Source organism: Paenibacillus sp. FSL R5-192 (assembly GCF_000517845.1).
GTDB lineage: Bacteria > Bacillota > Bacilli > Paenibacillales > Paenibacillaceae > Paenibacillus > Paenibacillus amylolyticus.
Genome location: NZ_ASPR01000021.1, coordinates 80,516 through 92,764, shown reverse-complemented (window position 1 = coordinate 92,764; position 12,249 = coordinate 80,516). Strand labels below are relative to the sequence as shown.

General features: G+C 48.6%; 8 protein-coding genes. 7 read left to right on the top strand and 1 reads right to left on the bottom strand.

Annotation, left to right across the window (positions count from 1 at the left end; translation table 11 throughout):
• Nucleotides 1–68 precede the first annotated feature (68 nt).
• The 7 genes from C161_RS17175 to C161_RS31585 all read left to right on the top strand — a co-directional run bounded on the left by C161_RS17175 (nucleotide 69) and on the right by C161_RS31585 (nucleotide 11,345).
• Nucleotides 69–3,164, top strand: coding sequence for an ATP-binding protein (locus C161_RS17175; protein ID WP_036671632.1), 3,096 nt, complete (start codon nucleotides 69–71; stop codon nucleotides 3,162–3,164).
• A gap of 94 nt (nucleotides 3,165–3,258) precedes the next feature.
• Entirely contained in the window at nucleotides 3,259–4,422 is a 1,164-nt protein-coding gene (locus tag C161_RS17170; protein ID WP_036671630.1) for a response regulator, read from the top strand.
• Nucleotides 4,423–4,457: 35 nt separating this feature from the next.
• A complete protein-coding gene (locus tag C161_RS17165; protein WP_036612119.1) occupies nucleotides 4,458–5,804 on the top strand; it encodes a cryptochrome/photolyase family protein in 1,347 nt (448 codons plus the stop codon).
• Between the two features lie 281 nt (nucleotides 5,805–6,085).
• Nucleotides 6,086–7,258, top strand: a complete 1,173-nt coding sequence (locus C161_RS17160) for an acyltransferase (RefSeq protein WP_036612117.1) — start codon at nucleotides 6,086–6,088, stop codon at nucleotides 7,256–7,258.
• A 382-nt stretch (nucleotides 7,259–7,640) separates the two neighbouring features.
• Nucleotides 7,641–9,281, top strand: coding sequence for an HNH endonuclease (locus C161_RS33495; protein ID WP_442789432.1), 1,641 nt, complete (start codon nucleotides 7,641–7,643; stop codon nucleotides 9,279–9,281).
• Nucleotides 9,282–9,543: 262 nt separating this feature from the next.
• Nucleotides 9,544–10,203: a TVP38/TMEM64 family protein gene (locus tag C161_RS17150; RefSeq protein WP_081745839.1), complete on the top strand. Its 660-nt coding sequence runs from the start codon at nucleotides 9,544–9,546 to the stop codon at nucleotides 10,201–10,203.
• Nucleotides 10,204–10,265: 62 nt separating this feature from the next.
• The gene (locus C161_RS31585) at nucleotides 10,266–11,345 is read left to right on the top strand and encodes a DUF1835 domain-containing protein (protein WP_051449788.1); all 1,080 of its coding nucleotides are present in this window, start codon (nucleotides 10,266–10,268) and stop codon (nucleotides 11,343–11,345) included.
• A gap of 277 nt (nucleotides 11,346–11,622) precedes the next feature.
• Here C161_RS31585 and C161_RS17140 read toward each other — a convergent pair whose 3' ends face one another.
• A complete protein-coding gene (locus C161_RS17140; RefSeq protein WP_036606572.1) occupies nucleotides 11,623–12,141 on the bottom strand; it encodes a cupin domain-containing protein in 519 nt (172 codons plus the stop codon).
• Between the last annotated feature and the right edge of the window lie 108 nt (nucleotides 12,142–12,249).

Genomic DNA, 12,249 nt, shown 5'->3' with positions numbered 1-12,249 from the left:
CATGAATTATAGTGATAAATCGACAAAATTAGACGTCTCTCGCCATTGTGAATGGAAGGAATACATAGATGAGAAAACACTGGATTATGCTGACCATAAGTTTCATATGCATTGTCATTGTTCCGCTGGGTTGGATCGCCCAGACGTTAATTAGCGAGCGGATTAACCCTCAAGCTTCAGAGGGGAAAATTGACCTGACCCAATGGAACTTTGATCGCAAGGGTGCAGCGTCTCTAAAGGGTGTCTGGGATTTCTACCCTGGGCAGTTGCTGAGCCCGGCAGATATTGAAGCAAGTGTATCCGGTCGCAAGCCTTTGCCGGCTTCGTCGGGCACTCAAGTTCCTGCCCGATGGAACAAATCTTTGGGGCAGGCCCATGGGTATGGAACCTATCATTTGCAAGTTCAGCTTACACCCCGGACGATGAAAAATGATTATGGTATACGCACACAGAATATACGCATGGCCCACCGGGTATTTATCGATGGGAAAGAGATTGGTGGCAAAGGCCTGCCAGGAAAGACTAGGGCAACAGATATACAATTAAATCTGCCCTTTACAGGATTCACGTCCATTGAGGGCAATACGGCTGACATTATCATTCAAGTATCAAATTATAGTTACTCGTCCGGGGGCATAGTAGCGCCCATTTTGTTTGGAGACGAGCATAGTATTCTGAAAAGTCAGCAACAAGATTGGCTCAGGGATCTGATGGCCTTATTCGGTTTTATCTTGCCAGCCGCCTTTTTTCTACTTCTGTTCAGATTACGACGTACGGAGAAGGAGCTTCGTTTTCTCGGATTATTCAGCCTTTCTGGTGCGGTGTACGCTCTGACACATGGGGAGAAGTTACTGGGTACGTTTGTACCGTTCCTGACCAATAATGAGATACTTCGGATTCAGCTCCTTAGTTCAGCCTTTGCCTATTATTTTTTGCTTCGGTATATGGATGCCCGTGTACCAGGAGCAGTTCATCAGTGGTTTGTTCGTCTGGCTGTAGTGCTAATCGTTACCCAGACTATTGTGGGTCTTACGCTTCCTCCAACGCTTTTCTCGTCTCTTGAGCTTCCCATGTTACTGATCTCACTTGTTGTCATGTTATATACGCTGCGAGCCATTTTCTATTGGTTGAAAGGACGGCCGAATGACAGCCACTTTGCACTGGTGAGTATGATGAGCATACTCATGGTTGTTGTGTTATATACGCTTGGTGCGTTCACTACCCTAGACACAGCGTTCTTTGCGCTGATTGAACTTTTATTATTTGTATTTGCCCAGATGATTGTGACCGCAATCCGCTTTGCACAATCATTCCGAGACGTGGAAGCTCTGTCGGAGCGTTTGCTGGCCATCGACAGCCTGAAGGACGAGTTCATGGCGAATACGTCTCATGAGCTACGAACTCCCCTGCATGGCATCATTAATATTGCGCAATCCATGCTGGAAGGGGCGGCTGGAGCAGTCACGCCCAAGCAAGCGAAAAATCTCTCCATGATTACTTCAACCGGGAAGCGCCTTTCACTGCTGGTTAACGATATTTTGGATTTTGCCAAATTAAAAAATAGTGAGATCGAGTTAAAACGGGTAGCTGTCGATCTGGAATCCGTTGCTCGTACTGTGGTTGAAGTCTCGGGTTTCACGTTTGAGGACAAGCCGGTTATATTGATTCAACAATGGCCCCAGTCTTTGCCACTTGTTGAGGCAGACGAAGATCGCCTAAGGCAAGTTCTGTATAACTTGCTGGGTAACGCCTATAAGTACACTGAGCAGGGTGAGATTCGATTGTACGCCAGCGTTGAAGGGGACTGGGTGAAGGTATCGGTCGCTGATACAGGGGTAGGCATTGCCTTGGACAAACAGGAGGATATCTTCCAGGCGTATGAGCAGAGTAACGGCACGATTGAGCGATTGAATAATGGAACCGGACTGGGTCTGAGTATTACGCGAAAACTCGTTGAGCTTGGCGGTGGTGAGATCTGGGTTGAATCGGAGCCGGGGCAAGGTTCGACCTTTCATTTCACCCTGCCTGTTATGAAGATGCCACTTTTGCAAACTCATTCGAAACCAGCTGCCGCCCGATATGTTGCTGCACAGGGGGCAGGGGCGAAGGAGCTTGTGACAAGAGAGTCAGATGAGCAGGATGATCTTACGGAAGCGGAGCATACGATTCTGATTGTAGACGATGACCCCGTGAATCGACAGGTATTGCTTAACCTATTGTCGACGGAGCGGTATCGTGTGATTGCAGCGGACAGCGGGTCCACTGCATTGAAACTCCGTGAGGAGTTCCCGTCCATTGATCTTGTTATTACGGACTGGATGATGCCTAAGATGTCCGGACTTGAGTTATGTCGCAAACTGCGCGAGCACAGTTCCTTGTCGGAGTTGCCGATTCTGATGCTGACCGCCCGTGGGTTGCCTGAGGATATCAAACACGGATTCCAAGCGGGAGCCAATGACTTCCTGAGCAAACCGGTGGATGCCGGTGAATTGCGCGCCAGAGTTCGGACGTTAATTGAGATGCGGAGTTCTGTGCAGGAGGCTATTCGGACCGAAATGGCCTTTTTGCAGGCCCAGATCAAGCCACACTTTCTATATAATGCACTCAATGTTATTATCGCAACCTGTGCAGTGAATCCGGACAAAGCAACCGATCTGCTGATTGAATTGAGTCATTACCTGCGCGGAAGTTTTGACTTCCAGAACAGGGAGCAGCTTGTTCCTTTGACCAAAGAGCTGGAATTGGTGGAGTCTTATGTGCATCTGGAACAGGCGAGATTTGAGGAAAGACTGGTGGTTGAGTATGAGGTGGAATCGGACGTACATCTGTATCTGCCACCTCTCAGTATTCAGCCTCTTGTGGAGAACGCCATTCGCCACGGCGTGATGGAGCGGGCAGCCGGCGGGACAGTTCATCTTAGGATTTTCCAAGAGAGCGAGCATGTAGTCGTACAGGTCCAAGATGATGGTGTAGGTATCCCTCCTGAGCGTATGGCTCAGGTCAAGTCTGGGCGTACCGAAGGTCCGGGAGGTGTGGGGCTGCAAAATATAAACCGTCGCCTGATGTCTCTCTATGGTCAGGGACTCGAGATTCATAGCCATGTGAATAAAGGCACGCAGATCCGATTCCGTATCCCCGTGCAAAAGGTGGATTATTCCAATTAGTGTGCCAAGTGAAGCAATTATGGTTAACAGACAGCGGATGCCGATAAAATCGGTATTCCTATTGAATCTTTCATGGCAGGAGGCTAAAAGAACGGTGAGAGCCATTGTGATCGATGATGAGAAGCCAGCGCAGCTTCATCTGGAGCGACTACTACGAACGGACGGACGAATTACACCCGTGCAATGTTTTTCAACAGCTCGCGATGGTCTTCATTTTCTGGCAAACGAACGTGTAGATGTTGTATTTTTGGACATTGGAATGCCCGAGATGAATGGCCTGGAAGCGGCTGAATATATACAGCAATTGGATCAGAGTATTCGTATTATCTTTGTTACGGCTTATGCGGACCATGCAGTGGAAGCATTTGAGCTGCATGCACTGGATTATGTACTGAAACCAGTCAGCTCGACCCGATTGGCCAAAACCGTTGATCGAATCGCGGGCATAATGTCGCATAATTCTCAAGTTGCAGCCACCGCCGAGGTACAGGGATCGGAACCTGTACCTGTGGAGTTGGATACTGAAGTTCCGGGGTTGCTAACGTTCAAACATCTGGATATCTACAGAAGTTTGGATCAGGGTGCCAAGAAACATAAGTGGCGCACAACCAAATCACAGGAATTGTTTGCTTTTTTGTTTCATCACAGGGAAGAATGGGTAAGCAAGGAGATTCTGCTGGATAAGCTATGGGGTGATGTTTCCCAGGAAAAGGGATTAACCCATCTACATACTTCCGTGTACCAGATTCGAAAGCTGCTTAAGGAATGGAACATGACAGGCAAGCTGGAGTACAATATGAACCGTTATCGTCTGTTATCAGGCAATCTGGTAAGTGATGTGGATCAATTTGAAAAATCCATGGTTTACCACGTCATCACATCCGACAATGTCGACGATTTGAGGCATATGATTCCGCTTTATCGTGGCGATTATCTGGAAGAGCATGATTATCATTGGGCACAGGCCAAAGCAAGGGAACTCAGACGCAAGTATACAGCGCTGGTTATGGATATCGCGAGATGGGACATGGAGCATGGTCGTGGCAAGGAAGCGATTGAGCAATTAACGATATTACAGGAACGGGAACCGTATTCGGAAGAGATCTGCCGACTCATGATGGAAGTGTATGCATCCATGGATGATCAGCAAGGCATACTTCGTTTGTATCATTCATTTACATTGACATTAAATGAGGATCTGGGGTATCAGCCCGAGCCCGAAACAAGCAGGTTATATAAGAACCTGACGGACAAATAAACGTATGTAATGTAAGTTCAGACAGGAGGGTGAGCATGAAGCTATTCATACACCGCAAAGATTTGCGTACGGATGATCTGGCCGCATTCGATTATTTGCGGGAACACCAAGAAGAGAGTGTGCATGTTCTCATCTATGATTCATTCCTCCTGCGGCAAGGCCGAGAGAAGGAACACAGCGGTGTGAATTTCAGGCAGCACGCAGCGGAATTAGGCAGACAGTATCTTGAAGCCAAACGAAAACTGCATGTTGCTTACGGCAAACCGGCTGAAGTGGTTGAATTCATCCTGAACGAATTCAAAGGTGAGATTAACGAGATTGTGGTCCATCGGGACATGACGCCATATGCAATCGAGCGGGATAGGGCTATGCGCAAAGTCAGTGAGGCGCACGAGGTTACGTTCACACAACTGACGGATCATCTGCTGATGGATCTGAATGGATTTGCCAATTTTACAGGCAAGTCGGAGCCATATAAGGTATTTGCGGCTTTCCATCGGCGGTGGGTGGAATTCATGAATGAACATCCCAACCCTCCTTCGGCAACAACGGTTGCAGAGTTGAAGGTGAGTGATCGTCAGATTGAATGGCCGGATGCAATGCAGGTACCTCCGGAGTTGCTGGAGGGCATTGGTTCGAATGACGAGGACCCGCATCTGCTGTTGGATCAATTTTTGTCGGATCGAATTGCTGAATATGGGGATCATCGGGATGAATATGAGGCGTACGAGCCGAGTCATCTCAGTTCTTACGTAGCTGTGGGAGCTGTATCCATTCGTAAAATGTATGATGCGGCGAGTCGCACGGCAGAAGCGGGGGAATGGATCAGGCAGTTGTGCTTCCGCGACTTCTATCTGTATCGGGCGGTCTATGAGAGTCACTATTTTACATATGAAAAGGTGTACGATCTCTCGGCTCTCCATGATGATTACTTTGAACGGTGGTGCAAGGCGGAGACAGGCATTCCGATTATTGATGCAGCGATGACGGAACTGAATGAAACCGGACATATGCCAAACCGGCTGCGGATTCTCACGGCGATGTTTCTCACCAAAAACCTGCAATGCCCATTCACCCTGGGCGAAGCTTATTTCAGGCGTAAGCTGCGTGACTATGATAACATTCAAAACCGTGGTAACTGGTTATGGTGTGCCTCGCTTGGGGAGAATGCGGCTCCGTATTTTCGCGTGAACAATCCGGTAACACAATCCGAGAAGTATGATCCGCAAGGTGATTATATTCGCAAGTGGTTGCCTGAATTGAAGGATCTGCATAGCAAGGACATCCATCAGCCACGCAAGGATGCCATTGTTGATCTGAAGGCATCGAGACAGGCAGCTATTGACGTGTATAAACAGATTATGGCGAGTCGTGGGAAGTAGACTCAGTCAGGGGTGGGATGATGCCCAAACCCAGATTTACCATTCTCATCCGGTTGATCCAATATTCATTTGGTTGAGAGCAGGATGTTCCACAGACCGCGTACTCGCGGTCTTTTTTACATATATAGACATGAAAATAGTGTGAAATGTGTTGAAAATTTAGGAATTATTAAGAAATTGGACTACCCATCTTAAGCAATATGGCTTTTAATAGATAGAGAGCTTTATTGTATTAAGTCATATCTGACATATTGACGAACACATTAAGGAGAAACGTAAACATGAGTGAAACACTGAAAAGAGAGCGAATTCCAGAACTGAATCTGGTGCGTGCCCTGGCAATTATCGGCGTACTCAGCGTGCATTCTACGTCCTACGCGACGGTGGACATGACGGGTTCAGGCTACTACTGGCTGTACAACTTTATTAATATCTTTATGAAATATGGTACGCCAACCTTTATTTTTATGAGCAGTTTCGTATTGTTCTATAACTATTATTCCCGTCCGCTGGACAAGAAACTCGTGAGTAACTTCTACAAGAAAAGATTTGTGTATATTTTGCTCCCGTATTTCCTGTTTTCATTAATGTATTTTGTGTTGCTGCATTTCACGCATTATCAGGGCCGTCCGTTTAATGAATCGGCAGTAAGTTTTATCACGAAATTGTTTACAGGTAAGGCCTATACACATCTGTACTTTGTGTTTATTAACATGCAATTTTATCTGTTATTCCCATTGGTGTTATGGTTGCTTAAGAAGTATCCTTCTGTGGTGAAATGGTCTGTTCCGATTGGACTATTGATTCAATGGGCATTCATCGTAAGTAATAAATATGGATTCCAGGTACCCAACAAGGGAAGCTGGGCGTTCTCATACTTCTCCTATTTCATGCTGGGTGCTTTTATCGGGGTATATTTCCCTAAAATCAAGCAATGGTTTGTTATCAGTCGGGCCAATGCAACCAAAGGACGCGTAGCTTCATGGATTCTGCTCTGGGCGGTATGGATCATTGCCGGACTTGGCCATGTGTATATCTATTACCTGCTGCGTCTGAAGATCGCAACGTATAACACACTGTGGTATGAATTCTTCTGGAATGTGCATACCTTTGCTTGTGCGCTGGTGCTTATCCAGATTGCCTATCTGCTCTATCGCAAAGGGCCTTCACTCATCGTCAAGCCGCTGAATCGGCTTGGGGCATTGTCCTTTGGCATCTATCTGATTCATCCATTCTTCCTGGTGGTGTATCGGAATTATCCACCTCAAACAGGAGTATCGTGGTTAGTGCATCTATGGTATGCCGGAGGATTCGGTGTAGCTCTAATCGCTTCGTGGATCGTCGTTGGATTGACGGCAAGGTTTGTTCCATATGCATGGGTCATCTTTGGCAATCTGCCAAAACCCAAACCACGACTGGTCCCACAACAGAACTCGGGCCAACTGGACGTTTGATAAGATGTATTTCCAACACAGGAATAATAAACCGTTTCTTGGTCGACCTTAGGGGAGAGCAGGAAGCGGTTTTTTCGTCTATACAGATATGCTGGATGTGGGGAACGAGTGTTTCTTTTTCATGTATGCGGGGTAATCATAAGGCGGAACGATAATACATTATGGATAACAGGATTAAGGTGAATATAATGACAACATGCGAAAAATGCGGGAGACCGATGCAGGATATATTGGAATATGTGGAACACATTCTTCACGAATGCAGTGAACAGACACAGGAGTACAACTCGAAAGATTATCAGGCCTATGGCCATGAGGGTGTTCACGAGCAGATGTGATACAATAGAAAGAAACCGGATTCATACGGAACCGAGGTGACAACATGGAGACGGGTCCAGCCCCTTTCCGGCAAGGAAAGACGGAACAAGAAGCGCGACTGAGCAAAACGTGTATGTATTGCGGACAACAGCGGCCGATGTCCGAATTCCGGCGCAGAACCGGAAAGCGGGCAGGTCCCGGAGCCAGGCGTGGAGCTTGCCGCAGCTGTCGCCAGCTTGGTGGACAGGCTGACCACGAGTCAGGTTCAAGCGTGAGCGGACGAACGAATGAACGGATCGAGCATCAACGGGATGGCTTGGAGACACGTGCTGTTACTGCCAGACCCTCTGCATCTGCGAGAAATGAGGCAGGTCTTACCTCCCATGGTATGGAGCAGGGATCAGCTACGGTGTCTGAGTCTGACAGAAGTCTGTTGTCTCAACCGTCAGTAGACTCGTCATCTTCGAATGACGATGAACATGCTGACTTGGTGACTTCCTCACCCTCTTCTTCGGGTATTCGGAAGAAGAGAAGAAGACGGAGGAAGAGCAAGCGTTCAGAGAGCATAACGGGCAATGAGCTGAGAGAGACGAGTCTGGAGCATGATGGTTTGGCGGGTGAGGTAGGAGATAAGCCACAGCCAGGTGAGCACTGGCGTGTGGAAGGGCATTCGCAGGGTCATGCTGCTGCGAATGAGAAGGGCAGTGCACAGCGGGCTGGCGCGCGAGCAGCCGCTGCAGGGCAGGCCGCCGAGCAAGCTGCGGCGGCCCACCAGGCTCTGCTGCCGGCTGAGCCGCAAGGCCCGGCAGCAGAGCCCATGGCTGCGGATCAACCGACCGCAGCCAAACGCAAGCGCAAGCGGCGCCGCAAGCGTGCTGCCGCGCTCGCGCCCGGCGCAGGGCAGGCCCGCAGCGTAGCTGCTGAGGCCCATGCGCCGGCCCTGAGCGACCGTGGCGCTGCCACCACGGTCGCTGCACCTGCGGCGGCGGAGGCACAGCCTGCCGCCACCGGGCGCGAGCCCGGGCAAGCGCCGGGGGCTGCTGCGGAGGCAGGGCCTCCTGCGCCCGTGCGCCAGCCGGGCTCGCCAGGGTCCAAGCCGCGCCAGGCGCGCAAAGAGCGTGCGCCCAAGGCGAACGGCGAAGACACTGCCCGCGGTGCATCCGGGCAGCGACCCGCGCACGCCAGCCGTAGTCACGGGGCTGGCACGGATGGCCGTCCCCGCCGCCAGACCCCGTCGGCCCCGGTAGCTATCGACCCGGAAGATCCGGCTTCGCTCCGGACCAACCGTCAAGGCATGGTACGGATGAGGGGGAAGACGGACAAGGGCAGACGCTGGCATCAGGAAGTGGACATGGAGCTTGCGGTCACGCTAGTGAAGGAAAAAGCCGCTGTGGTGGTCAATCGGTACACGATTCGCCGATTGTTCAGCAACAAGGATTTCAAGCGGTATATTCTGACTCGGGATCACTACACCTGTTACTTCTGTGGATCGTATGGAGATACGATTGACCATCTGCTACCGCGTGCCAAAGGTGGACATACCACCCCGCTCAACTGTGTCTGCGCCTGTAATCTGTGCAACCAGTCCAAAGCAGCGATGGATGCCGAAGAGTTCATGCATTCCGGTATTCCCGAATGGAATGCTGCACATCAGGCAGAATTGATTGAACTGGCCATGCAGGAAGCGCAGCTGGAAGAAGGATAAATGCCCCCGAAGATGGATTGGGGTTTCGATATGAAGAGCACACCAAGACCACAGAGGTCGAGGTGTGCTTTTTTGATTTAATTTTGATTTGGGTGGGAAGTGAGTTTGCTGTGCAATAATTTCTTCAAATTGACAACAGTGTTCATCGAAGATGTACGTTATACTGGGAGGGAGTTGCTAAAGAAGCTTCATCATCCATATGAATGATGTATAGTGAACATCAAACCTGAGAACTTAGACTGTATAGATTGGATGGATGCAGATGACCCCGGCAGCATTGGACATTATGTCATATATTACGGAAGAAAATATTCGTTTCTGGCTGGAGAAGTTTCGCTCCCTGGGCCCGTTACCGGGAATTTTGCTTACGTTTATGAAATCATTTGTACCACCGCTTCCAACGCTGTTGATTGTGGGCGTAAACGGTGCGGTATACGGTCTGTGGGCAGGATTTATATATTCATGGATCGGCATGGTGCTCGGTTGTACCGTTACATTCCTGATCGTACGGGAGATTGGGAAATCCGCTTTTGTAGAGCGATGGGCACGCAAACCTCGTGTGCAACGCAGCATGGTATGGATTCGAAGGAATGCATTCAGTTATGTTTTTTTGCTGAGTATCTTCCCGGTAGGTCCGTTTGTCATTATCAACGTGGCGGCAGGTATCGCGCGAATGCGATTATTATCTTTCCTGCTTGCGGTGGGCTGTGGTAAAGCGATCATGATCTTCTCTGTTACGTATATCGGTTCCAATGTGGAACAATTTCTGGAGCACCCAATACGCTGGGTAGGTGTATTGCTGTTCATTGCGGTATCCCTGTGGGCAAGCCGCAAACTGGAGCGACATTTTACCCGTTCATCGTCAGATGGTGAAGATCTGCATGATCTGAATCAACCCGGTGGAAAATCGATTTCCTCATAAAAAATGATCAGTACGCAGATATAGGATTTCAGTAATCTCGTTAGCTCGAAGGAGGACCCAGCATGAATGATAATATCTATGCATTCAGCCGAACAATAAATCGTATGAGTGAAGATGAACTTCGTTCAGTACTGCGTGTGCTCTATATGAAATCAGCACACGTGGTCAAGCGGCAGGAAGAGCAAGGCGAAAAGGTGGATTTTGCTGAAGCGGTACAGTCACTGTTTCGGAATATGGATATCCCTTTTGATCTGGGGCGTCTGGAACAACAAGCTCTCTCCGAGGTCGACAAGCCAAATGAAATTCATATTACGTTTGGAGAATCACCTCTGAGTAGTCTGAAAATGGGAATGAGTACATTACCTGATCAGGAAAAACGGAGTTTTTTTTCTATAGATGATAATTATGCGGTAGGGCCGTTAGGTGATCTGACCCGGCGTGCAGACTTGCAACGCAGGCATCTCTGGCTGATCGAACGAATGTGTCTCAATGACCGTGAGGCATATGGCATGCATGAACTGGAATCATTATTTGAGCTCAACGCCACAATACAGTCCTTTGATTCCAAGACGTCGATCATTATCTGGTATGCGAATAATGCACGGGAGAAGACGGGACTACTCTATGCCATGTATCTATTGCGGAACACCGAGAGTCCCATATATCTTATCGAAACGAGTGGCTTATATAAGCAATTATTTGATAGACCTGACGTTCAATACGATGTGCTCCACACAGGCGAGATTCTTTCGGAAAAGCTTCTGGCGATGTGGCACGTCTGCTCTGAGCAAGAGCCGCTGTCCAAGGGAGAACGCCGCCAACTGGAACAGGATTGGCTGGAACTTTCGGTACAGCCTGGGCTATTACGTATGATGGAGAATGGCGTGATTCGGAGCTTAACTGAAGATGCGTTGGACGAGTACATTATGCAGAAGGTGAGGGAACTGACACCGAACTGGGAGCCAGGCAAGTATATCCGAGCAGCTCGTATTGTGGGTGAAGTGATTGGTACAAGTAGCCAGCATATAAGTGATGCGTTCGTGGAGTACCGTCTACGACAACTGGTGCTGCAAGGCCAACTTGAAATGGATGGAAAGCCACTTGCAATGAGGTATTACAGTATTCGGCTTGCCGAGCGCTGAAAGGGACTAAGGCTGAAACGCACGGATAGAAAAACAAGCGACGAGATCGCGAAGTTTGAAATAAGACGGAAGATTTGAGCAGTTCCTTGCCCATATAGTAAGATGATCACGAAGAGTTCCCGATACCAGCTGTTCAGACTTAATACTTAAATAGACTGTTCCATCGGTGAGTAACTCCTACTTGTCCGGGGAACAGTCTATTTTTTCTCGTTAAGTACTGAACCAGCTTCGCTTGTGCATTGTCCAATAACACTCGTCTTTATGATCTTCATTTGTATTATGATTTCTTCCCATTCCAGATTTCTAGTAGCGGTCCGTGCTGTCCATAGACCGGATCGGTAACCGGGATCGGAACCTTTCGAATTTCCTGAAGAGCCTTGGCACGATCGTCTTCCTCACCTGTGTGTGTGTTGTAACTCATGCCGCCCGGATAAGCACCGGCAATACGAAAATCAGTGCTGGACTCCAGACGTTTATGCCCTGTTCCAGCGGGAAGCACGACAACGTCGCCTGTTTGAAGGTAAACTTTCTGACCATTTTCTCCGCCTAAAATCAGTTTCACGAATCCACTCACCACAGCAAGAGCCTCATGAGCATTACTATGATAATGATGATAATTGAACACACCATTCAACCAGCTATTTCCCCATCCATTACGGTTCAGCAACGATTCTGCGTGAAGGGCCTCTTCAGCCCATACATTCTTATACAAAAGAACAGGCAGGGTCGGATGATTGGGAATTACACCGTCATCCTGAAGGAATAACGTCTCTATGTCCTTTTTCCGTTCATTCATCTCACATCACCTCACTATAAATTACCCGATAACCTCAAGGACGAACAAAAAACAATTGTAAAATGATACAAAATGTATCATTTTAAGGTTATACTCAGTACATATACT

What these genes read in the sequence shown, in the direction of transcription:
- C161_RS17175 (WP_036671632.1), top strand. Translation starts at nt 69, where the DNA reads ATGAGAAAACACTGGATTATGCTGACCATAAGTTTCATATGCATTGTC.
- C161_RS17140 (WP_036606572.1), bottom strand. Translation starts at nt 12,141, where the DNA reads ATGAATGAACGGAAAAAGGACATAGAGACGTTATTCCTTCAGGATGAC.
- C161_RS17160 (WP_036612117.1), top strand. Translation starts at nt 6,086, where the DNA reads ATGAGTGAAACACTGAAAAGAGAGCGAATTCCAGAACTGAATCTGGTG.
- C161_RS17165 (WP_036612119.1), top strand. Translation starts at nt 4,458, where the DNA reads ATGAAGCTATTCATACACCGCAAAGATTTGCGTACGGATGATCTGGCC.
- C161_RS33495 (WP_442789432.1), top strand. Translation starts at nt 7,641, where the DNA reads ATGGAGACGGGTCCAGCCCCTTTCCGGCAAGGAAAGACGGAACAAGAA.
- C161_RS17150 (WP_081745839.1), top strand. Translation starts at nt 9,544, where the DNA reads ATGACCCCGGCAGCATTGGACATTATGTCATATATTACGGAAGAAAAT.
- C161_RS31585 (WP_051449788.1), top strand. Translation starts at nt 10,266, where the DNA reads ATGAATGATAATATCTATGCATTCAGCCGAACAATAAATCGTATGAGT.